General features: G+C 68.6%; 21 protein-coding genes and 1 pseudogene. 3 read left to right on the top strand and 19 right to left on the bottom strand.

Annotation, left to right across the window (positions count from 1 at the left end):
- Nucleotides 1-126 precede the first annotated feature (126 nt).
- The 9 genes from ACOJSN_RS19175 to ffh form a co-directional block, all read right to left on the bottom strand.
- Complete coding sequence (locus tag ACOJSN_RS19175) at nucleotides 127-828, bottom strand: ribonuclease HII (protein ID WP_420114089.1); 702 nt, start codon at nucleotides 826-828, stop codon at nucleotides 127-129.
- A gap of 29 nt (nucleotides 829-857) precedes the next feature.
- Nucleotides 858-1,634, bottom strand: coding sequence for a signal peptidase I (lepB, locus tag ACOJSN_RS19170; protein ID WP_420114088.1), 777 nt, complete (start codon nucleotides 1,632-1,634; stop codon nucleotides 858-860).
- Nucleotide 1,635: 1 nt separating this feature from the next.
- Nucleotides 1,636-1,992 carry a 50S ribosomal protein L19 gene (gene rplS / locus ACOJSN_RS19165; RefSeq protein ID WP_420114087.1) on the bottom strand — a complete coding sequence of 119 codons (357 nt, stop codon included), beginning with the start codon at nucleotides 1,990-1,992 and terminating at the stop codon, nucleotides 1,636-1,638.
- Between the two features lie 183 nt (nucleotides 1,993-2,175).
- Entirely contained in the window at nucleotides 2,176-3,426 is a 1,251-nt protein-coding gene (gene trmD, locus ACOJSN_RS19160) for a tRNA (guanosine(37)-N1)-methyltransferase TrmD (RefSeq protein ID WP_420114086.1), read from the bottom strand.
- A gap of 1 nt (nucleotide 3,427) precedes the next feature.
- A complete protein-coding gene (gene rimM / locus ACOJSN_RS19155; RefSeq protein WP_420114085.1) occupies nucleotides 3,428-3,961 on the bottom strand; it encodes a ribosome maturation factor RimM in 534 nt (177 codons plus the stop codon).
- Nucleotides 3,962-3,967: 6 nt separating this feature from the next.
- A complete protein-coding gene (locus ACOJSN_RS19150) occupies nucleotides 3,968-4,207 on the bottom strand; it encodes an RNA-binding protein (RefSeq protein ID WP_156221139.1) in 240 nt (79 codons plus the stop codon).
- Nucleotides 4,207-4,695, bottom strand: a complete 489-nt coding sequence (gene rpsP / locus ACOJSN_RS19145; protein WP_420114084.1) for a 30S ribosomal protein S16 — start codon at nucleotides 4,693-4,695, stop codon at nucleotides 4,207-4,209. The genes ACOJSN_RS19150 and rpsP overlap by 1 nt, the downstream gene beginning before the upstream one ends.
- 183 nt (nucleotides 4,696-4,878) lie before the next feature.
- Nucleotides 4,879-5,214, bottom strand: coding sequence for a hypothetical protein (locus ACOJSN_RS19140; RefSeq protein ID WP_420114083.1), 336 nt, complete (start codon nucleotides 5,212-5,214; stop codon nucleotides 4,879-4,881).
- Nucleotide 5,215: 1 nt separating this feature from the next.
- Nucleotides 5,216-6,802, bottom strand: coding sequence for a signal recognition particle protein (gene ffh, locus ACOJSN_RS19135; protein WP_420114082.1), 1,587 nt, complete (start codon nucleotides 6,800-6,802; stop codon nucleotides 5,216-5,218).
- A gap of 269 nt (nucleotides 6,803-7,071) precedes the next feature.
- Between ffh and ACOJSN_RS19130 the strand changes: the two genes are divergently transcribed.
- Both ACOJSN_RS19130 and ACOJSN_RS19125 read left to right on the top strand, forming a co-directional pair.
- Complete coding sequence (locus tag ACOJSN_RS19130; protein WP_420114081.1) at nucleotides 7,072-7,698, top strand: DUF6318 family protein; 627 nt, start codon at nucleotides 7,072-7,074, stop codon at nucleotides 7,696-7,698.
- The gene (locus ACOJSN_RS19125) at nucleotides 7,688-8,515 is read left to right on the top strand and encodes a hypothetical protein (protein ID WP_420114080.1); all 828 of its coding nucleotides are present in this window, start codon (nucleotides 7,688-7,690) and stop codon (nucleotides 8,513-8,515) included. Before ACOJSN_RS19130 ends, ACOJSN_RS19125 begins: the two co-directional genes overlap by 11 nt.
- 85 nt (nucleotides 8,516-8,600) lie before the next feature.
- On the opposite strand, the gene ACOJSN_RS19120 is transcribed toward ACOJSN_RS19125, so the two are convergent.
- From ACOJSN_RS19120 to ACOJSN_RS19080, 9 genes are all read right to left on the bottom strand, one after another.
- Complete coding sequence (locus tag ACOJSN_RS19120) at nucleotides 8,601-10,373, bottom strand: HD domain-containing protein (protein ID WP_420114079.1); 1,773 nt, start codon at nucleotides 10,371-10,373, stop codon at nucleotides 8,601-8,603.
- On the bottom strand, nucleotides 10,363-10,701 hold the full coding sequence (locus ACOJSN_RS19115; protein ID WP_420114078.1) for a P-II family nitrogen regulator: 339 nt from the start codon (nucleotides 10,699-10,701) through the stop codon (nucleotides 10,363-10,365). Before ACOJSN_RS19115 ends, ACOJSN_RS19120 begins: the two co-directional genes overlap by 11 nt.
- Nucleotides 10,701-11,951 carry an ammonium transporter gene (locus ACOJSN_RS19110; RefSeq protein ID WP_420114077.1) on the bottom strand — a complete coding sequence of 417 codons (1,251 nt, stop codon included), beginning with the start codon at nucleotides 11,949-11,951 and terminating at the stop codon, nucleotides 10,701-10,703. The genes ACOJSN_RS19115 and ACOJSN_RS19110 overlap by 1 nt, the downstream gene beginning before the upstream one ends.
- A gap of 166 nt (nucleotides 11,952-12,117) precedes the next feature.
- Entirely contained in the window at nucleotides 12,118-14,112 is a 1,995-nt protein-coding gene (locus tag ACOJSN_RS19105; RefSeq protein ID WP_420114076.1) for a DUF5107 domain-containing protein, read from the bottom strand.
- A complete protein-coding gene (locus ACOJSN_RS19100) occupies nucleotides 14,070-15,938 on the bottom strand; it encodes a family 20 glycosylhydrolase (RefSeq protein WP_420114075.1) in 1,869 nt (622 codons plus the stop codon). Before ACOJSN_RS19100 ends, ACOJSN_RS19105 begins: the two co-directional genes overlap by 43 nt.
- Before the next feature lie 30 nt (nucleotides 15,939-15,968).
- Nucleotides 15,969-16,955, bottom strand: a complete 987-nt coding sequence (locus ACOJSN_RS19095; protein WP_420114074.1) for a DUF2961 domain-containing protein — start codon at nucleotides 16,953-16,955, stop codon at nucleotides 15,969-15,971.
- Nucleotides 16,956-16,961: 6 nt separating this feature from the next.
- Nucleotides 16,962-18,635 (bottom strand): hypothetical protein, encoded by a 1,674-nt coding sequence (locus tag ACOJSN_RS19090; RefSeq protein WP_420114073.1) that lies wholly within the window; start codon nucleotides 18,633-18,635, stop codon nucleotides 16,962-16,964.
- Between the two features lie 56 nt (nucleotides 18,636-18,691).
- Nucleotides 18,692-19,597: a carbohydrate ABC transporter permease gene (locus ACOJSN_RS19085; protein WP_420114072.1), complete on the bottom strand. Its 906-nt coding sequence runs from the start codon at nucleotides 19,595-19,597 to the stop codon at nucleotides 18,692-18,694.
- Nucleotides 19,597-20,505 carry an ABC transporter permease gene (locus ACOJSN_RS19080; RefSeq protein WP_420114071.1) on the bottom strand — a complete coding sequence of 303 codons (909 nt, stop codon included), beginning with the start codon at nucleotides 20,503-20,505 and terminating at the stop codon, nucleotides 19,597-19,599. The genes ACOJSN_RS19085 and ACOJSN_RS19080 overlap by 1 nt, the downstream gene beginning before the upstream one ends.
- Before the next feature lie 267 nt (nucleotides 20,506-20,772).
- Between ACOJSN_RS19080 and ACOJSN_RS19075 the strand changes: the two genes are divergently transcribed.
- Nucleotides 20,773-21,561, top strand: coding sequence for a helix-turn-helix domain-containing protein (locus ACOJSN_RS19075; RefSeq protein WP_420114070.1), 789 nt, complete (start codon nucleotides 20,773-20,775; stop codon nucleotides 21,559-21,561).
- Between the two features lie 17 nt (nucleotides 21,562-21,578).
- Here the strand turns inward: ACOJSN_RS19075 and ACOJSN_RS19070 are convergent.
- A pseudogene (locus ACOJSN_RS19070) lies at nucleotides 21,579-22,157 on the bottom strand (signal recognition particle-docking protein FtsY); the annotation flags it as partial.

Raw genomic sequence — 22,157 nt, 5'->3', positions numbered from 1 at the left:
GGGGGGGGGGGGGTTGCGGGGGGGTCCCCCGCTCGGCGGTGGGGGGGGCGTGCGGGGGTGGGTACCGCGCCCGCCCCCAACGCCGCGAGGGACGTGTCTGGACACCGCGCAGCAGGCCCGCATTGATCAGTGCATTCCGAGGTCGAAGGACTCGGTGAGGTACTCCTCGGCGACCGGCAGCGACCAGCTGCGCCGGTGCAGCTCGCACGGCCCGTGCTCGCGCAGCGCGGCGGCGTGCTCGGGTGCGGAGTAGCCCTTGTTGCCCAGCCAGTTGTAGTGCGGCTGCTGGTCGTGCAGCGCGGTCATCATGGCGTCACGTTCGGTCTTGGCGAGCACACTCGCCGCGGCGATCGCGGTCACGGTCAGATCGCCCTTGATCCGCATGATCACCGGGAGATCCAGCGTCATCACCGGCAGCGCCGGCAGGTGCGGCGGGTGCGTCAGCCAGTCGTGCTTGCCATCGAGAACGACGACGTCCGGCACCACGCCGCCCCGGCTCACCTCGTGCAGGGCACGGGTCCCGGCGATGCGCAGCGCGGCGATGATCCCGAACCGGTCGATCTCCTCGGGCGAGGAGTGCCCGACGGCGCTCGCCACCGCCCACCGTCGGATCGGTGCGCACAGCCGTTCCCGGGCAGCCGGGCGCAGCCACTTGGAGTCGCGCAGGCGTGCCGGCGTGCGGCCGGTGCTCTGGTCGACCACGACCACCCCCACGCTGACCGGCCCGGCCAGCGCACCGCGGCCCACCTCGTCCATCCCCGCGACGAACCGGTGACCGCTCGCGATGAGCTCACGCTCCAGGCGTCGCGACGGGGGCTTGCTGGTCATGCAGCTGATCCGGAGATGGGAGTCATGGCCTAGGGATCCGGGACGTTCTCGAAGGTCTCGTCGGGGCGGTCGATCCACGTGAGGTGGTCGAGCGGCCACAGGATCACGAATACTCGGCCCACCACGTTGCTGATCGGCACGAACCCGCCACCGACAGCGCCTGCGTGCGCGCGGGAGTCCGCCGACTGCGGCCGGTTGTCCCCCATCACCCACAGGTGCCCCTCGGGGACCACCTCGTCGAACGGGGTGGTGCTGGGCACGGCACCGTCGATCAGGTAGCTCTCGTCAAGAGGCACGCCGTTGACGGTGATACGGCCGGTGTCGTCGCAGCAGACCACGTGGTCACCCGGTCCGCCGATCACCCGCTTGACCAGGTGCTGGCCGGCGTTCTCGGGCAGTAGTCCGATCCACGTGAGCGCCCGCTCCAGCGGGTTCAGCTCAGGGACCGGCTCGCCTGCGAGCCAGCCACCGGGGTCGAGGAACACCACGATGTCGCCCCGCTCGATGTCGAACGGTCCGGGGGCGAGCTTGTTCACCACGATCCGGTCGCCCACGTCCAGCGTGGTCTCCATCGAGACGCTGGGGATGTAGAACGGCTGGATCAGGAAGGTCTTGAGGACCAGCGAGATCGCGAGTGCCGAGACCAGCACGATGACGACCTCGCGGAAGAACGCCACCACCGGGTTCCGGTGCTTGGTCTCCTCCGCGGAGTCCTCGTCGGACTCGTCGCGGGCGTCGTCGTCGGCGACCTCGGAGCGCTCACGCTCCGGGTCGTCGGTGCGCTCGTCCGCCCCGCGATCGCTCACCTCAGCTGGCGGAGGTGGTCTCGCGACGCTCGCGGATCTTGGCGGCCTTGCCGCTGCGGCCGCGCAGGTAGTAGAGCTTCGCGCGACGCACGGCGCCGCGGGTGACGACCTCGATGTGGTCGATCGTGGGCGAGTGCAGCGGGAAGGTGCGCTCCACGCCCACGCCGAAGGACACCTTGCGGACCGTGAAGGTCTCGCGGACGCCCGCGCCCTGACGGCCGATCACCACACCCTGGAACACCTGGATACGGCTGCGGTTACCTTCGACGATGTTCACACCGACCTTGAGCGTGTCACCCGCACGGAACTCGGGGACCTCCCGCAACGAGGCGGCGTCGACGGCGTCCAGCTTCTGCATGATGTGCCTTCCCACGACTGCCACAGGTCACCCGCGAATATCCGGGCGGCCAGGTGTGCCCCGCCGCCGAGTCTTGAGGTTGCTCCGTGCGCGTTCTCACCGCTCCCCTGTGGCAGAGCTGGTTGGCGCCCGGATGACCGAGCAAGTCTGCCACAGACACCGGCCCGCCCGAAATCGGAGCGGTCAGAGCGTGCGGTACATCACGTCGTCGCTCTCACGCCTGGTCCCGACCGTGAACGTGCGCCCGCCGACGCGCTCGAACCCGTGCTTGCCGTAGAACCGCTTGGCGCGCTCGTTCTGCCCGTTCACCCCGAGCCAGATGCCGGGCAGACCGCGGGTACGTGCCTCCTCGAGGGTCGCCTCCATCAGCGCCGCGGCGGCACCCGTGCGATGCAGCTCGGGCCGCACATAGCACTTGCTCAGCTCGGCCGTGGGCCGGGTAGGGACTGCCTCGGCGATCTCGGGATCGCTCGGCTCTCCCTCGATGCTCATCGTGTAGCCGACGACGGCGCCCGCCACCTCGGCGAGGTACAGCCACCTGGTCCTGTCCTTGAGAGAGGCGCGAAACCTCTCGAGCGACAGCTGCTCGCGCACGAACGCGTCGATGTCCGCCCTGGGCATGTCCGGTGGGCAGGCGAGCCGGAAGGTGGCGGCGGCCACGTCCGCGAGGGCCTGTGCATCGCCGCGGCGCGCCCGCCGTACCGTCACCGGGTGCGCGGCCAGCAGGTCCGGCCGCACGCGGGCGGTGCGCTCGACCGCGCGGTCGCGGCGCCAGCGGGCGATCCGTCCGTGGTCGCCGGAGCGCAGGATCTCGGGCACGTCGAGGCTGCGCCAGCTCGGCGGCTGCGTGTACGCGGGGTGCTCGAGCAGCCCCTCGGCGCCGTGCGACTCCTCCACCACGGAGGCAGCATTGCCGAGCACACCCGGCAGCAGCCGCACCACGGCCTCGATCACCACCAGCGCGGCGACCTCTCCCCCGTTGAGCACGTAGTCCCCGATCGAGACCTCGCGCACCTGCACGTCCTCACGGCTCGCGTAGTGCTCGGCCACGCGGGCGTCGATGCCCTCGTACCGGCCGCACGCCACCACGATGTGCCCACCCTGCTCCAGCACCGCAGCGAGTTCCTCGGCGGTGCGCTGCGTGAAGGGGGTGCCCGCCGGTGTGGGGACCAGCAGGACCCGACCGCCCGAGGTGACTGCGCCGTCGAGCACTCGATCGAGGGACTCGCCCCAGATGTCGGGGCGCATGACCATGCCGGCCCCACCACCGAAGGGGGTGTCGTCCACGGTGCGATGCCGGTCGGTGGTGACCTCGCGCAGGTCGTGCACCGCGATGTCGACGAGACCGCGCTGGCGTGCCTTGCCCACCAGCGAGAGATCCAGAGGTGCGAGGTATTCCGGGAAGATCGAGACGACGTCGATCCGGGCGGTCATGTCAGTCCTCGATGCCGTCGGCTGCGAGCAGCCCCAGCGGCGGGTCGATGACCACGAAGCCCCCCTCGACGTCGACGGTCGGCACGATCGCGGTGACGAACGGGATCAAGGTGCGAGCGCCGTCGGGCTCGGTGAGGAGCAGCACGTCCTGCGCGGGATAGTGCTGGATGCCGGCGATGGTGCCGATCACGGTGCCGTCCGGGCGGCGGGCCTGCAGGCCCGTGAGCTGCTCGGGGTACCAGGCATCGGGGTCGGCGTCCTCGTCCGTGAGGGGCTCGGCGACGAGCACGATGCCACGGAGCGTCTCGACCGCCGTGCGGTCGGGGTATCCGGCGAACCGGGCGTAGGTGGAGCCGCTGCGTTCGACGACGGCGGTCAGCTCCAGCGGCCCGGCATCCCGGGGGTCGGTGGTGAACCGGGTCCCCGGGACGAGCCGAGCGGCAGGGTTGTCGGTGTGCAGCTGGAGCCGCACATCGCCTTTCAGGCCATGGGCCGCGCCGAGCGTGGCCACCCGGACCTGAGCGGGTTCGATCATGTTCGACTATCGGCGGTCGGTGTCCACGACATCGACGCGCACCGGGCCCGAGCGCGAGAGCGCGTCGATCACGGTACGCAACGCGCGGGCCGTGCGGCCGTTGCGGCCGATGACGCGCCCGAGGTCGGACGGGTTCACGCGGACCTCCAGCAGCTCGCCACGCCGGAGCGTGCGGGAGCTGACCTCGACGTCGTCGGGGTTGTCCACGATGCCCCGCACGAGGTGCTCGAGCGCGTCAGCCAGCATCAGGCGTTCTCGTCCTCGGCGGGGGCGTCCTCGACCGGGGCGTCCTCGACCGGGGCGTCCTCGACCGGCGCGGCCTCAGCCTCGGCAGCAGCCTTGGCCTCGGCGTCGGCAGCAGCCTTGGCCTCCGACGCGGCGGCCTTCTTGAGCTCAGCCTCAGCCTCGGCAGCGGCCACGGCATCTGCGGCAGCGGCCTTGGGCTCGGCGGTCTTGAGGGTGCCCTCGGCGCCCGGGAGACCCTTGAAGGTCTGCCAGTCACCGGTGACCTTGAGAAGCGCGAGCACCTGCTCGGTCGGCTGTGCGCCGACGCCGAGCCAGTACTTCGCACGCTCACCATCGATGTCGATGAGCGAGGGCTCCTCGGTGGGGTGGTACTTGCCGATCTCCTCGATCACACGACCATCGCGCTTGGTGCGCGAGTCGGCGACGACGACACGGTAGTAGGGCGCATGGGTCTTGCCGAGGCGCTTGAGACGAATCTTGACAGCCACGTTCTGGCTCACTCCTGGGGTTCAGATGGGTTGGGCCCGCGCGCTGCGCCGGTTGGGACTCGGCGGCCTCAGGGCCCGGTGGACACGCCGGTACCGGTGAGAGGGCCGGGACCGAGCGGGTTCAGCGGGTCATTCTGCCATGCCGCGAGACTCGGCCACGACAGCGGGTCGATGTGGGTGAGGTCACGCCACGTGCGTCGCTGCCCATGCGACCTCGGGCGGGTCCCATGGTTCGGCGTTCAGCAGCGCGAACGCGAGCACAGCGAGGAGGACCGTGGCGACCCAGGCGACGACGAGGCCGGCCCAGGCGGCACGGCCGCGGCCCCGCGAGGCGGCGGCGACGCATCCGAAGGCCACCACGGCGATCACCAGGACGACCGGGATCATCATCACCATCAGCCCCAGACCACGCTGGGTGTGGTTGTAGACCACGAGGCCCACGGCCGCGGCGAGCACTGCGGCACCGAGGAGGGCACCACTCACCCGGACCGGCGTGCGCCCGGGTGGTGGACCGGTCATGTCAGCGGCCGAACATCTTGTCGAAGCCGGCGGGAAGTTGGAGCGAGCTGGGGTCCACGGCGTCGCCGTCCTGTCCCAGGCCGAATGCGGAGCCCGGCGTGCCCTGGCTGGCCGCCGCCGCACGCTCGGCGGCCTCGCGCTCCTGCTGTGCGCGCTTGGCGGGGTTGCCGGACTTGCCCTTCTTGGTGCGCTTCGGCGGGGCCATGCGCCCCTTGCTCTTCTTGCCGCCGCCGGGCAGCCCGCCCATGCCGGGCATGCCGCCCATGCCGGGCATGCCGCGGCCGCCGCCACGAGCCATCGACCGCATCATCGTCTTGGCCTGGTCGAACCGGTCGAGCAGGCCGTTGATGTCGGAGACGGTGCAGCCGGAGCCGCGTGCGATGCGCGAGCGCCGCGAGCCGTTGATGATCTTGGGGTTGGCGCGTTCGGCCGGCGTCATCGAGTTGATCATCGCCTCGACGCGGTCGACCTCACGCTCGTCGAAGTTCTCCAGCTGCTCACGCATCTGGCCCATGCCGGGCATCATGCCGAGCATCTTCTTCATCGACCCCAGCTGCTTCAGCTGGCGCATGTAGTCCATGAAGTCCTGCAGCGTGAAATCGTCCTCGCCGGAGAGCTTGCGGCCCATCTCGGCCGCCTGCTTCTCGTCGAACGCCTTCTCGGCCTGTTCGATCAGGGTGAGCAGGTCACCCATGTCAAGGATGCGCGAGGCCATCCGGTCGGGGTGGAAGCGCTCGAAGTCGGTGAGCTTCTCACCCGTGGAGGCGAAGAGCACCGGCTGACCGGTGATGGTGCGGATCGAGAGGGCCGCACCGCCGCGCGCATCGCCGTCGAGCTTGGAGAGCACCACACCGGTGAACCCGACACCGTCGCGGAACGCCTCGGCAGTGGTGACCGCGTCCTGGCCGATCATCGCGTCGACGACGAAGAGGATCTCGTCGGGCTGCGTGGCGTCGCGGATGTCCGCGGCCTGCTGCATCATCTCGGCGTCGACACCGAGGCGACCGGCGGTGTCGACCACGACGACGTCGTAGTAGTTCTGGCGCGCGTGGTCCACACCCGAGCGCGCCACCTGCACCGGGTTGCCCACGCCATTCCCCGGCTCCGGAGCCCACACCGGGACGCCCGCCTGGCTGCCGACGACCTGGAGCTGGGTGACCGCGTTGGGGCGCTGCAAGTCCGAGGCCACGAGCAGCGGCGTGTGCCCCTGCTCGCGCAGCCACTTGCCGAGCTTGCCGGCCAGCGTGGTCTTACCGGCACCCTGCAGACCCGCCAGCATGATCACTGTCGGCGGGCGCTTGGCGAGGTTGAGCTCGCGCGCCTCACCGCCGAGGATCTCGATCAGCTGCTCGTTGACGATCTTGAGGACCTGCTGCGCGGGATTGAGCGCCTGCGAGACCTCGGCGGAGCTGGCCCGCTCACGGACCGCGTTCGTGAAGGCGCGAACGGCGGGGACGGCGACGTCGGCGTCGAGCAGGGCGCGGCGGATCTCCGAGACAGTCTTGTCGACATCGGCCTCGGACAGGCGTCCCTTGCCACGCAGGTTCTTGAACGTCGCAGTGAGGCGATCGGAGAGTGAGGCGAACACGCAGGCAGTCCTTCAGTCGGATGGGCTGCAGATCAGGATAACTGGGGTGGCAGCATCGGTTCCGCACGGTCAGTGCGCACCTTCACCGTGAGTGCGCACTGCGCACGGTGCGCACTCACCGTTCGGGTGCGCACTCAGCGGGCCCGGCGCGGTGGTGCACGGCTTCCGACCGCGCGTTGTCCACAGGGCGACCGGGCGCCCGCCGCCGGGGCGCGCGTGCGCGCTAGCCTGTCCGCACTTGACCTGGAGCCGAGTGGGGGCTCAGACGCATGAACGCACACGCACGACGATGGCCGGCCGCGGCCGCCAGCGCCGCCACCGCGCTCACGCTCGCCGCGTGCGACGGCGACGTCGAGGACCCGCCCACCAGCACCGAGTCGACCACCGAGCCGACGACCGAGCCCAGCGACGACGTCACCACCGAGGAGCCGACACCCACCGCGACGCCTCCCGATGTCGAGGAACCCGAGGCTCCGGAGGAGATGCTCGTCGACGACGCCATGGGGGCGTCCGCAGCCACGTGGTACTTCTTCGAGCTCGTGGACTACGCACGTGCGACCGGCGACACAACCCGATTCGAAGCGATGAGCGAAGACGACTGCGGCTGGTGTCAGTCCGTCGTGGAGCAGATCACGAGCGTCTACGAGAGTGGCGGCACCATCGAAGGTGCCGACCTCACGTTCAACATCACCGACGCGGGAGTCGAGCTGCCTACCGAAGAGCGGCCCTACTACGCAGTGATCATTCGTGACGCAGTGGACGGGCCGTATGTCGTCCGCAACGCGGACGGAACTGTTGCCCAAGAAGCCGACTCCGACCCGTACGGAGTCCTGGAGGTCGGCCTGCGGTACGCGAACGGTAGATTCATGGTGAGCGGAGTGGACATTGACTCCTGAGCACACCCGGATCGTCGCCGCCGCGGCCATGCTCCTTGCATCGCTCGCTGCCCAGCCGGCGGCCCCCGAGCCCTCGCCCAGTGCAGATCCGGCGCAGGTACTCCAGGATCTGCGCGCCGCCGGCAAGCTGGGCGAAGTCGAGGTTACGGGATCGGCCGAAGTGACGCCGGGGTTCGATCCGAACGGCACCCCCGGCGACTCGAACGGAACCGAGAACGGCACAGAACTCGATCCCTATCTCGATCTTGCGGTCGTCAGCAACCACACACTGCAGTGCGATGCTGTTGACGATCAGGGCAATCTCGGTCACTGCCCGAACGGGATCGAGGACATCGCCGAGGACGAGGATGAGCTCACGCCCGCCGATGTCGAGGCGCTGATCCTGGAGGCGTTCCAGTCGCTGCCGGTGGAAGCGTCACCGATCACCTACCAGCCTGATGGCGATTGGGCGGCGGTGAACATGGCCTTCATCGTCTACACCGACACCGATCAGCAACTGCTCGACACCACGATCCTGGACATCCCGGTGACGTTCCGGCTCACGCCTTCGCATTGGACCTGGGACTTCGGCGACGGCTCCCCCGCGGTGCCCGCGTCCCGCCCCGGCGCTCCGTACCCGAACCACACCATCAGCCACGTCTACAGCTCGGCCAGCGATGGCGTCACCGTGACACTGACGACCCTGTGGAGCGGCCAGTTCCAGATCGCCGGTACCGGCGACTGGTACCCCGTCAACGGATTCGTGACCACCACCGCCACGGCCGGTCCCGTCGAGATCGTCGCCTTCGACGTCCATCTCGTCCCCAACCAGAACTGACCGACCAGGCACAAGCACTCACATGCGCTGCACACGCACCACACGCGTGTGCAGCGCACGTGAAGACGCGGTCATGACCACACGCTCACCGCCCCGCACCGAGGTGCTCGAGCAGGTTGGCGGTGAGGACGTCCACGAGGCGGGCGCGCCACGCGGTCCAGGCCTTCGGGCCGGCGGCCTTGGCGTCGGCCTCGGTGAGGTGGCGCAGCGCACGCACCAACTCGGGGCGGTGCTCGAGCGCCACTGCGATCCGTTCGAGCACCGCAGGATCGGCCGCGTCCTCGCTCGTGGCGGTCTCGGCGAGCAGCAGGTGGTGCTCGATCAGCAGCAGCACGTCGTGCTGCTCGGCGGCGCTCAGCCCCACCCGCTCCAGCAGTGGCCGCGCCCGCTCCACACCCACCAGGGAGTGGTTCGCCGCACCGGCGACCTTCCCGATGTCGTGCAAGAGCGCCGCCCACAGCAGCACGTCGCGCAGCTCCAGCGATCGGGGCGCCTCGTGCACGTTCGCGACCGTCTGCACGAGGTGCCGATCGACCGTGAAGCGGTGCACCGGCGAGTGCTGCGGGCGGTTTCGCACCGCCGCCCACTCGGGGATCCACCGGGTCACCAGGCCGGCGAGGTCGAGCGCCTCCCAGATCGGCACCTGCGCCTCGCCGCTGCGCATGAGTGTGAGCAGGTGCTCTCGCGCGGTCGGGCTCCACGGCGTCGGCAGATCCGGCGTGCGCTGCAGCGAGGCGATCGTCACCGGTGACAGCGGCAGCCGCGTGCGCGCCGCCGTCGCAGCCGCACGCAGCGCGAGCTCGGGGTCGGACTCGGGCTGGGCGTCGATGCCGAGCACCAGCTCGCCGTCGTGCTCCACCAGGTTGTCGGCCACTGAGCGCAGCCGCGGCGCCATGCGCCGCCCACGCACGAGCGCCGGGCGCAGCGACAGCGACGGCCGCCGCAACGCCTGTCGCGCGTGCCGCACCGTGGTGTCCAACGCGTACGAGATGGTCCGCGCCGACTCGGCCAGCGACGCCAGGAGATCGTCCGGCTCCGCGAACCCGAGCGCCTCGGCCACCTCGGCCTGGTGCACCCGCAGCAGCCGGTTGGTGTGCCGACCGGTCACGCTGGCGAGCGCATCACGCACATCGAGCACCTGCGCGTACGCCGCGTCCACGTCGCCGTGCGGCCGGTCGGTGAGCCAGGTGGCCGTCAACGCCCAGAGCACCACGGCGTCCCTGATCCCTCCGCGCGCCTCCTTGAGGTCCGGCTCGATCAGATAGGCCAGCTCGCCGTGACGCTCGGCCCGCACCTTGGTCGAAGTCAGCAGCTCGGGCAGCCGCCGCCGCGCGGCGGAACGCCAGTCGGCCAGCACGGCTGAGCGAGCACGATGGAGCACCGCCTCGTCGCCGGCCACGAGCCGTACGTCGAGCAGCCCGACGGCGGCCGGCAGGTCCGCCGATGCCACCCCTCGGCACTGGGCCAGGGTGCGTACCGAGTGGTCCAGGTCGAGCCCGGCGTCCCAGATCGGGTACCAGAGGGCGTTCGCGAGCCGGGCGATGTCGTCGTTGCTGTGGGTCTGCCCGTCGTGGACGAGCATCAGATCCAGATCGGAGGTGGGGCCGGCGTCGCGGCGGCCGTGCGAGCCGACCGCCGCGAGCGCCATCCCGGTCCCCGAGTCCACGCCGGCCTGCTCGGCTGCCTCGGCCCACAGGCCCAGCAGGGCCGTGTCGACAAGGTGAGCCAGAGCAGCCCGGCGAGCACCGCCGTCGGCCATCCCACGCCCCGACCGCGAGATGTCCAACCGGGCGGCCCGAAGGCCCCGCAGCGCATGCTGCGGGGCCTCCGTGGTCAGCCCGTCAGGCTCAGAGGGCATCGGGTCCGCTGGCGCCGGTGCGGACCCGGATCACCTGGTCGACCGAGCTGACCCACACCTTGCCGTCGCCGATCTTGCCGGTCTGGGCAGCATTGACGACCACACCGGTGAGCGTGGTGGCGTCCTCGTCATCGACGAGCACCTCGACCCGCACCTTCGGCACCAGGTCCACCGTGTACTCCGCGCCGCGGTAGACCTCGGTGTGGCCCTTCTGCCGGCCGTAGCCGCTGGCCTCGGAGACCGTGAGGCCCCGGACTCCGGCCGCTTCCAGCGCGGCCTTGACCTCGTCCAGCTTGTGGGGCTGGATCACTGCGGTGATGAGCTTCATCAGGAGATCCCCTCGTAGGCACGCTCGGCGTGCACGGTCTGGTCGATGCCGGTGACCTCATCCTCGTCCGGGATCCGCCAGCCCATGGTCGCCTTCAGCGCGAGTGCGATGACCAGGGTGATGACACCGGACCAGACGATCGCGATCACCGCAATGATGATCTGCACGAGCAGCAGGTTGACGCCGCCGCCGGTGAACAGGCCGCCGTCGGCAGCCAGCACCCCGATGAGCACGGTGCCCACGAGACCGGAGACCAGGTGGACACCCACCACGTCGAGCGAGTCGTCGAAGCCGAGCTTCGTCTTCAGCGAGACGGCGAGCGCGCTCGCCCCACCAGCCACAAGGCCCAGCACGATCGAGGTGACCGGCGTCAGCGCCCCTGCGGCCGGGGTGATCGCGACCAGGCCGGCCACGACGCCCGACGCGGCACCCAGCGAGGTGGCCTTGCCGTACTTGAGCTTCTCGGTGAGCAGCCAGCCGAGGATCGCGCCCGCGGTCGCGGTGGTCGTGTTGACCCAGGCGAGGCCGGCAGTCTCGTCAGCGCCGTAGGCGGAGCCGCCGTTGAAACCGAACCAGCCGAACCACAGCAGGGCGGCGCCGAGCATGACGAGCGGCAGGTTGTGCGGCTTGAAGGCCTCACCAGGCCAGCCCTTGCGCTTGCCGATGACGAGCGCGAGCACCAGGCCAGCGACACCGGCGTTGATGTGCACCACGGTGCCGCCGGCGAAGTCGACCGGCTCGGCGATCGAGGCGAACGGGCCGTCCCCCGACAGCAGGCCACCGCCCCAGACCATGTGGGACATCGGGAAGTAGGACAGCGTGGCCCAGAGGCCGGCGAACACCAACCAGGTGGCGTACTTGACGCGGTCGGCGATCGAGCCGGCGATCAGCGCGACCGTGATGATGGCGAACGTGGCCTGGAAGCCGACGTCGACCATGGTGGGCATGTACGCCCCGGTCTCCTCGTTGAGGATCGAGATCGGGTCGAAGCTGCCACCGAGTCCGAACTGGTCGAACGGGTTGCCGACGATGCCGCCGATCGACGCGCCGTAGGACATCGACCAGCCCCAGAGCACGTAGATGCATCCGACGACCGCGATGGCGCCGAAGCACATCATCATCATGTTCAGGACGGACTTGCTGCGGGTCATGCCCCCGTAGAAGAGGGCGAGACCGGGCGTCATCAGCAGCACGAAGGATGCCGACACCAGCATCCAGGCTGTCACGCCCGTGTCGAGGAACGGTTCCATACCAAGGCTCCCAACACCGGCTCGGGCGGCCGGCTCGGGAAGAACCTTCCTCGTTCGCCGTTTCCTCATGACGCCGCCGGTGTTACGAATCTGTGTCGCAATGCTGCGGTCTGTGAACGCACGATTTCACCCGACGCGCTGCGATCACATGATGAGACAGATCCGCTCAGTCGGCCCTGCGCATACGGAAGTCGTACTGCTCGGGGACTGCACGCCCGGGGTGTGCAGCGTGCCAGAGATCGCTGAGCGCGACCTCGCCCTCGCGCACATCGGGTAGTTCCATTCGCCTAGCCAGCAGCCGTACCGCGCGCGCCCGATCACCCGCAGCGACAGCGGCGAACCCCTCGAGCAGGCGAACGCGGCCGATCTCGCGCAGCCGCTCGGGAGCGGCGTCGATCAACGCAAGAGCTCCTGCAGGGTCGACTGCGGCGAGCGAGGCCGACACTGCCTCGATCAGCAGCGTCGGCTCCGTGTTCACCAGCACCAGAGCACGCCGTAGTAGCGTCGCCGCGCGCGCATGCTCGCCATCGGCTTGGGCCAGCAGAGCCTCGCCTCGCAAGGCCCAAGCATTCTGCGCGCAGGCGAGTGAGGAGGCGTACCAGTTGTGGGCACGCTGCTGCTCGCCCCGTGCGTGCGCAAGCACACCCAGGTGGTAGTCGCGGAGCCAACTGGGCGGCATCGTGGTCAAGCGCTCTTCCCATTGCCCACCGTTGACGTACGACGGCGGTGGCACCGACACATCGGCCTGCACCAGCAGCGTCTGCGCGCGAGCAGGATCGGTGATCAGAGCCGACCAGAGTTCCTGCTCGGGGCCCAACTCGCCACTCGGGAAGGGCGTGCCGGTAGGTTCGGGCAGCCACGGCCGCCCGCGGCGATCGTGGTCGAGCGCGGCCAGCGATCCCCAGCCGCCGCCACGTGCCAGCCTCACACCGATGCTGTTGTCCGCGCATGCTCGAGCCTGCTCCAGGGCACGCTCCAGGCCGGTGGCGCCAACCATCGACCGGACGCGGTGCGCGAGGTGATCGGTGGCCACCGACCAGTCATCGCTGTGAGCGAGCGACGGCACGGCATCGGCGTCGCCGTAGACCTCGAGCCAGTCCCAGCTCTCGCGGGCCGGCATCATCGCGTGCTCGAACTGCGTGGTGGTCAGGCCGGCCTGGATCTCGGCGTAGCCAGTGGGGTTCTGCGGTGAGAGCCACTCCTGCCACCGCCGACCGCCCGGCCCACTCCCCCACAGGAACAGCTTGCGGCCCACCAGGCGATCGGTCGAGATCTGAGCCAGCCCATGACCTGTCCCGTCGACTGCTGCGACCCACGGGTGCTCGGTTGCAGCGGTGTCGAAGAACAGGTCCGCTGCCTCCTCCCCACGCGCTGGCCAGGTGCGATCGACTCCCTCGTGCGCAGGGATCGCCACGTGCTCCAGCACGCCGTCGTAGCGCGTGGCGTACGCGCTCGCAGACGGCGCCAGCACCCTGAGGTCCGGCGGCTGCGGGACCGCCGCATTCGACCACCAGTACATCGGGACCGGATGGTCGTTCACATTCTGAATCCGGACATAGACGTGGAGGGCACGGGCGTCGGTGGGCAACCACATGTCGATCTGGAAGATCACCTCGCGCAGCCGATCGAACTCCCACAACCTCAGCATCGGGGCGCCACCGGGGCCGGCGACGATGGCGGCGTGCACAGGCGCCATCGTGTGTGCCGTATGTCCCTTGGTCCCGATGTTCCACTCGACGCCTCCGGCGAACCAGGCCCCGCGCAGGGCCAGGTTGGCCGGCTGGAGAACCTGATTCGCGTGCACGAGCTCGCGGTTCGAGGCCTGGTCCACAAGCGACCACAACCTCCCGCCCAGCGCGGGGACGACGCATGCGCGAACCCGGCCGTTCTCCAGCACCACCGTCGGTAACGTCACCGGCGTGCGCACACGGTCGTAGGCGCTTTGCAGCAGATACGGATGCATCGAACGCGGCCGGCCCTCAGCGGCACTCTGGCGGATCTGCTCAGGCAGATCGGTGCCGATGTCGTACGGGCTCTCGAGCAACCGGTCCGGAACTGGTAGCGGGTCCTCGGCGCCTAGTCGCGCTCCCGGCAGCGTCAACTGCGCCAGCGAGATCCTCACGCACGCTCCGAGCTCGAATCCAGCCGCTGCAGCGTCCACCGGGTGTCGCTACGGTCAAAGGGCCGCTGCACCAAGCGCCCCTCGCTCACGTCCAACCCCTGCTGGGTGATCGCGTTGATGAACTCCACCCCGTGCTCGTCAAGACGCACCTGCCACTTCTGCAGGTTCGAGTCGCTCTGCTCGACCAGACCGACTGCAGCCCCGTCGTCCATCGGTACCCCCAGCAGTCGCCTGCCCGCGACCACCTCCAGGGTCCCGGCGTCCGCGTGCGTGATGCGGTAATAGCCGTCAGGTGTCGGTCGCAACAGCCAGGAATCGCCGGGCCCGTCCACGAGTGCGGGCGCCGAGTCGCGCTCGACCGCAAGCGAGTGTCGCCCGCACGAGACCAGGTAGGCACCCTCGGGGACCGGCGTCCTGAGCGCCGCTTCAAGAGGGCGATGGCGGCCGATCGCGTTTCCGAGATCACGGAACTCGGCAAAACTCGCCTGGGTCAGCTCGCCTGTCCAGGTCGCCTGCGCGAGAAACTGCAACGGCAGCAGCAGCGTGTCCTCGACGTCGTGCTCGGTCTGGCAAGAAGCTCCGTCCGGCCACAGACTGATCTTGGCGCCGGTGACGGGCAACTCTCGTGCCGGGACCTCCTCCAGATGGAACTGGCCGACGTGCCAGCCCTGCGAGTACAGCCGCTCGGTGTCCATCTGAGTGCCACCGCGCGTGAGGTAGAGATCCACGCTGGCGTTCATCACGCGGTGTCCTTCACGCAGGAGCCGGGAAGGCGGCGTCGGGTTCGAAGGCGCGCTGGTCCAGTGCTCGACGACGACGTCCCGGTCGAGGGCGACCACGGCGTTGCGCCCGAGGAGTCCGTCGTTCCAGATCCGCAGCGTCTTGCCATGCGCCCCTCGCACGTACCGATTGACCTGGTTCACGAAATCGATGTAGAGGTCATCGGGAGTGGCTTCGCCACCCCAGCGGCGCTGAGCCGTCGCAGCCAACTGCGGGTACTCGCCGAAGCTGGTGTGCAGCATGTACTCGTCGGCGCCCATGTGCCAGTAGGGAGAGTCGAACACCTCGAGGTACTCATCGACCAGGTCCGTGTAGAACTGCAGACTCTCCGGCCGGGAGATGTCCAGGCGCATCGGGTCGGCACGGCCGTCTCGGTCCAGCAGTTGCAGCTCGGGAAGATTCTCGATCCACATCAGCATGTGGCCCGGGGCGTTCACCTGCGGCACCAGATCGATACCGTGCGCGGCCGCCGACGCCACGAGGGAGGCGACCTGTTCCCGGCTGTAGTAGCCCCAGGTCCGCGTCTGTGGGTAGCGCTCGGAAAGCATCTTGACGGTCAGCAGCACCTGGTTGAGCTTGAGGTAGGACATCTCGCTCAGCACTCGCTCGATCCACGCCGGTGAGATATGGATCTCGCCCGAGCAGATCGTCAGCCCACGCTCCGGGTAGGCCGGCTCGTCGGTGACCGCACCGCCCGGAAGCTCCGGCACCTGCCGCAGCATCTGGACCAGGCTCTTGGTGCCGTGCAGCACCCCCGTCGCGGTGCCCGCGCTGACCGTCACGCTCGCATCGATCGTCAGCGTGTATCCGGCGCCGGGGCGCTCGACGATGCTGAGGCTGACATCGCCCGGTTCCGCGGGCCCGTCGATCACCGCAACCGGTGCGTGGAGGATCTGCTCGAGGTCGCGGGCCAGTTGCTGCCCCACTCCCGCCACCGCCGCACCGGCAACGACACGGGTTCCGGGTGCCAACTCGAAGCGCCCCGTGGTGGGCCGGAACGTCCCCGTGATCGCCGGCAGTACCGGCGGCAGATCAGCGGCGGCTCCGAACGACTCGGAGGCGGCGGCGTGCTCGTGTGTGGTCATGACTCTCTTTCACAGTGAGACGGACGGGTATCAGGGCAGCGACAGGTGGTCGTCCTGGTGGCGCCTGAACCAATGCCCCAGGTCGCTCGTGGCCACGTCGGGCACCGACTGCGGCTCATCGAGATAGAGGAAGGCGAGCGCGCTGTGCGCATAGGGCTGCTGCCGTTCCGCCGCCCACGGGCTCTCGAAGTACATCCGCAGGCTCTCCCGGAACCAGAACGCATCGTGTTCGTGGAAGCGCAGCATCGACACGGCACTGTCGAGTGGGTCCTTCAACGGCACGGCGTGATCGGGACCTGCGAATGGGCCTTCCCGGAAATACCAGCCACCCAGGAAGTAGTCCTCCATACCGGTGCCGGTGACCGTGTGTCCGTCGAGCACGAGGTGCTCGGGCGCCTCCAAATACCCGAGGTACGCACGGTTCTGACCCTGACAGGACATGGTGCAGCCGATGTAGCGTCCCGTTCCCTGAATCTCCAGCAGCCGCACCTGACCGGGTCCGCTGTGCCGACCAGCCGTGCGCACGCCATGAAGCACCGGCAGTTCTGCCGCTCTCGGCGTCAACTGGATCAGGGCGTTGCAGAACAGGTCGACCCGCATCGTGGGATGCAGGTTCTCGACCTCGACGCGGATCGACGCCGAGAACGGCATCGGCAACGTCAGGTAGAAGCCACCCGAGGACGCGCCCACCCATCTCGTGGCGTAGTTGCGGACGCGCGACAGGCCGAGTCCGAACAGGTCCGCTACCGGTGCAACGATCTGCGCCTGCTCCGCGCCGTCAACATAGACCCGCACGATGGTGTGCTCGAGGATCGCGGCGTCCACGTCCCGCTCCGGCTCCCACGCGGCCCAGAACCAGCCTGGCAGGGTCATCCACAGCCGTGCGAGATACCCTGCGCCGTCGATCGAGCCGATCGTGCGGCGCTCACCGGGCTCGATGAAGGCGACCTTGACGCCGTTGTGAGGATCGAACGTGGACAGTTGGCGTGTGGTCTCAGGCTCGGGCAGATGTAGCACGCGCGCTCAGCCCTCCCGCTCCGCCAGCGCATCCTGGAGTTCGGTACGGATGGTGTCCCCGCCCCGGTCGCGCCAGTCGGATCGGAACTTCTCCAGGTCGGACATCGGTCGACGACCCGAGACGATCCCGTTGACGTAGTCGTCCACGATGTCGTCGAGCGTGGCTTGCATGCTGGCTGCCGAGGGCACATACAGTCCGACGGCGGGATTGGTCACGATGTGTCGGGTGACCTCCTCCGTGTAGGAGATGGCCGATCGGACGTCGTCGGCGTTCGGGAAGTAGAGCGCACCCGGGACCAAACCCGTGTAGAAGAGCGCATCGCGGTCCGCCGGCGCCGAGCTGTCGGGAACCGAGACGGGGTAACCCGCGTCGTCGTACTGGAAGTGCACACCCTCGAGGCCGTACCGAAGGAAGAAGCCCTCCTCACTCCAGATCGGGGCTCTGAGATAGTCCATCACCGAGAGAATCTCGTGCAGCCGATCCTCGTCCTTCGCCGCTTCCGCCGAGATCGCGACAATACCGAAGTATCCGGCGCTGGCGGGGAACGCATAGTCTCCGCCGTCATGGCCCATCGGCAACAACAGTTCGGGTTCGGCACCCTGGTGTCGGGCGCGCATCGTGTCCAGGGTGCCGGCGAAGTACCAGTTGTCAGCCGAGGCGACCTGCCACCCCGTGGTGCCCTCGTCGAACAGCGCGCGATCTTGCGCCCCCTGCTCTGAGAGCGTCAGGGCATCGGGGTGGAACGCCCCGCCCTCCCACAGCCGGCGGAGGAAGGCCAGCGACTGCTCAAACTCATCTGTCTCCAGGGCGCTCTCCAACGCTCCGCCATCCTCACGCCACCCGTTCGGGACGCGGAACATGGAATCGATGAAGCCGCGCACGCCGCCGGTGAGCCCGCCAAACCCATGACGGCCGGAACCGAGCGTGCTCATACCGGTCATCAGCTCGTAGAACTCCTCGGCGTCCGCCGGCTGCTCCGTGAAGCCGAGCTCGTCTGCCCAGTCCCTGCGATAGACGTGCAACGAGTTGACGTAGCTGAGATCGGTCGGGATGCCGTAGATGCCGTTATTGACGGCCGAGGCGCGCCACTGGTGCTCAGGAACGGCCGCCAGGTTGGGATAGTCATGGATGCGGTCACCGCCGAGCACCTCCGAGAGCTCGGCGAAAGCGCCGTCGACGATCGCCTGCTGCACGTTCGGAGAGTCGGTGAGCAAATGGGACATGTCCGGTACGGAGCCACCCGAGAGCAGCGTGGCCAGCCGAGTCTCGTAGGCGTCCGGCGCCACGAGGTCAGGGCGGTAATCGACCCCGAGGCGCTCGTTGAACTCCTGCCAGTACTCGTTGTCGCCGAACGATCGGGGCGGCGTGCCCCAGTTGATCTGAAACGTGGTGAACGGTGCACCGCTCCCGGGAACCCCCGACGTCGCCGAAGGTCGTGGCTGCGGCAGTTCGGTCAGCCCGATCGGGACACCATCGACTTCGCTGACGATCGTGCCGGCGACCTCCTCAAACGGCACATTCGAGGGCACGTCCAAGGTCGCGTTCCCACCAAAACTCGAACCCTCGCCGCCGTTTCCGCACGCCGCGAGCGTCCCCACGGCGGCCGCTGCGGTGAGGCCGAGCAGTGATCGCCTGCTGAGTGCGGGAAGCCTGCCGGTGCTGCGAGAGGGATACGGCATATGCATTATGTGACTCTCCTTCGAGTGTGGGCACCGGGCGAGGACGCGCGGCGTTGTCAACCTTTGATGGCGCCGGTCAGGACGCCCTTGGTGAAGTAGCGCTGCACGAAGGGGTAGACCAGCAGCACCGGAACGGTCGCGAGCACCACGACAGCCATCTGGATCGACTGCAGCGGCGGCGTGAGATCGGGGTTCTGAATCTGACTGAGTGGTGATCCCTGAAGCACGTAGGTGTTCAAAACCAGCTGGATCGGCCACTTGCTGGAGTCCTGGATGTAGAGCAGGGCGTTGAAGAACCCGTTCCAGTAGCCGACCGCGTAGAACAGCGCGATCACGGCGATCACCGCGCGCGAGAGCGGGACGACGATCGCCCAGAGCACCCGCCACTCGCTCGCACCATCGATGCGGGCGGCATCCAGCAGGTCCTGGGGCAGTTCCATGAAGAAGTTGCGGACCACGACCAGGTTGAACGCCGAGACCAGCGTCGGCAGGATCAGCGACCAATAGCTGTCCAGCAGTCCGAGCTCACGCACGAGGAGATAACTGGGGATGATCCCGGCGCTGAAGAGCATCGTGGCGAGGATCCCGAACAGGATGACGCGGCCGCCGGGCATCTCGCGGGTGCGTGTCAGACCGAACGCCAGCAGGACGGTCACGATCACGGACAGCGTGGTTCCCACCGCCGTCACACCGATCGAAACCACCAGCGCCCGGCTCACGACCCCACCGGTGAGGATGGACCGATACGCGTCGAGCGAGAACGCATCGGGCACGAGGCCACGGCTGGCCCCCGGTGCAGCAAAACTCGTCAAGATCACCGAGATGAAAGGGAAGGCCATCACGGCGACGATCCCGGTGATCAGCAGGCCCTTGAGGAGCTGGAGCGGCAATGGCGCCCGTGCCAACCAGGGTGGGCGGCCGGATGAACGGCGTGTGATGCTGCGCTCGGCTTGCGTTGCCATCAGAACAACCCCCTCGTCCCGAGTCGTTTGGCCAACCAGTTGGCGCCAAGGACGACGATCGTTCCGACGACGCCCTTGAACAGTCCCGCGGCGGCAGCCAGTCCCCAGCCGCCGCCGAGCACGCCCCGGAAGTACACGAAGGTGTCCAGCACCTGCGCCGCGTCTCTGCCGACGGCGTTCTGCTGCAGCAGCAGCTGTTCGAATCCAACCGTCAGCACCGTGCCAAGTCGCAAGATGAGGAGCAGGACGATCACACCGAGCATGCCGGGCAGTGTCACGTGCCAGATCCGCCGCATGGCACCGGCACCGTCGATCGCCGCCGACTCGTAGAGCTCGTTGGGGATGGTCGATAGCGCAGCGAAGAAGATGATCGTGCCCCAGCCGATCTCCTTCCAGATCACCTGCGCCGTCACCAGCTGTGGGAACCAGTCCGGGTTGGTCATGATCGACGTGGGACCGACGCCGATGGCGCCGAGCAGGTCGTTGACCATGCCCGCGCCCCCGAGCACCTCCTGCCAGATCGCGACCACCACGACCCAGCTGATGAAGTGCGGCAGGTACACCACGGACTGGACGAAACGCTGCAGCCGGACCGAGAGCAAGCTGTTCAGCAACAGTGCGAGGATGATGGGCGCCGGGAAGGCGAACACGATCTGGAGGGCGCTCAGGACCAGCGTGTTGGTCAGCGCACGCCCCACCTCGGGGTCGGTGAAGATCGCAGCGAAGTTCGCCCAGCCCACGAACGGTGACCCGTCGATACCCCTGAAGGGCGAATAGTCCTGAAAAGCGACCACGTTCCCCAGCAACGGCACGTAGGCGAAGACCACGAAGAACAGCACGCCTGGCGCGATGAAGAGGTAGTGCCAGCGCAGCGGTGCCATCCGTCGCCACAGGGGCACACGCGCCACGGCACGACTCACGGATGAGGCGCCGGCGGGTGCAGCGCGAGATTCGGTCGTCACCACGCAGGTCCACCTGACGTACGCGTCATCACAGAGAGCCCCATCGCCGGTATGTCTGAACCTGATCATCGTCTCGTCTGCTGCAGCGTGATTCCATGCATCAATGTCGCCAGGTAATGTCTGAATGTGACCAGGGTTGAGCTAGACGCGGATATGCACACGCGGGTTGCCGACTTCCCGCCGGGTTCGACCTACGGGCCTCGAGAACTACCCGTGTATGAGCTCGTGTGGCTCTTGGCGGGCAGCGTCGAGATCACGGTGGTCGACCGTCACGGCACCACGAGCGTGCTCACGGCCCGGCCCGGCGACGCCGTCCTCATGCGCGCGGGCGACCGTGACCATTACCGCTACAGCTCCAGCGCACCGTCGCGGCACGCTTACGTGCACTTCACGATGTCCGATCCAGGTCCGCTCCGGGAGCTCGACCGGTGGCCGCGCCTACGTCACTTCGTCGACCTTCCCGCGATCGGCGCTCTGTGTGACTACCTGATCGAGCTGGCGCGAGATCCGGCACCCGAAGCATTCGTGCGCAGTGTGCACGTGCTCGAAACTCTCCTCGAGATCTTCGTGGAAGGCCCCGTCCCGGATGCGGAGCGGGCAACGGCGCCGGCACCGCTGATCGCTGCCCTGGATCACGTGCGGCGCAGCTGGTCCAGCACAGGTATGGTCCCGATCCCCGTGGCGGCAATGGCGTCAGCAGCGCACGTCTCAACCGGTCACTTGCACCGTGTGTTCCAGCGCAGCGTGGGTGCCTCCCCCGCACGTGTCCTGGAGATCGCCAGGATGACGCGCGCGGCGCACTCGCTGCTGCGCACGGATGCCACCGTGCGCGAGGTCGCGAGACTGTGCGGGTACCACGACCAGTTTCACTTCGCGCGCCGGTTCCGGAGCGTGTACGGCAGCTGGCCGACCCACTTTCGCAGCAGTGGGCTCGATCCTGTCGCACCCGTTCAAGCAGCGGGTCTGAACGCTGTCATCGCCCGGATGTTGCCGAGCAGCTGAGAGCTCGGGGCCGGTGATCAAGAAACGATCGCGTCCACGAACGATGCGGGGTCGAACGGTGCGAGGTCGTCGGGACCCTCCCCCAGACCGACCAGCTTGACCGGCACGCCGAGCTCGCGCTGCACCGCCACGACGATGCCGCCCTTGGCCGTGCCGTCGAGCTTCGTGAGCACGATGCCGGTGACGTTCACCACCTCGGCGAACACCTGCGCCTGCCGCATACCGTTCTGGCCGGTCGTCGCGTCGAGCACCAGCAGCACCTCCTGCACAGGGGCCTGCTTGGAGATCACACGCTTGATCTTGCCGAGCTCGTCCATGAGCCCGGCCTTGTTCTGGAGGCGGCCCGCGGTGTCGACGATGACCACGTCCGCGCCGTTCTCGCGACCGGTCTTCACCGCATCGAAGGCCACGGCGGCCGGGTCGGCGCCGTCACGGTCGGAGCGCACCACCGGCACGCCCACGCGCTCGCCCCAGGTTGCGAGCTGGTCCGCGGCGGCGGCGCGGAAGGTGTCGGCCGCGCCGAGCACCGGGCTGGCGGCGATGCGCCGGTCCATCGCGGGGTCGACCAGGCGGAGCAGCTCCTCGCGGAGCAGCTC

Source organism: Pseudactinotalea sp. (assembly GCF_048594945.1).
Lineage (GTDB): Bacteria > Actinomycetota > Actinomycetes > Actinomycetales > Beutenbergiaceae > Pseudactinotalea.
This window is presented reverse-complemented; position numbering and strand designations above follow the sequence as displayed.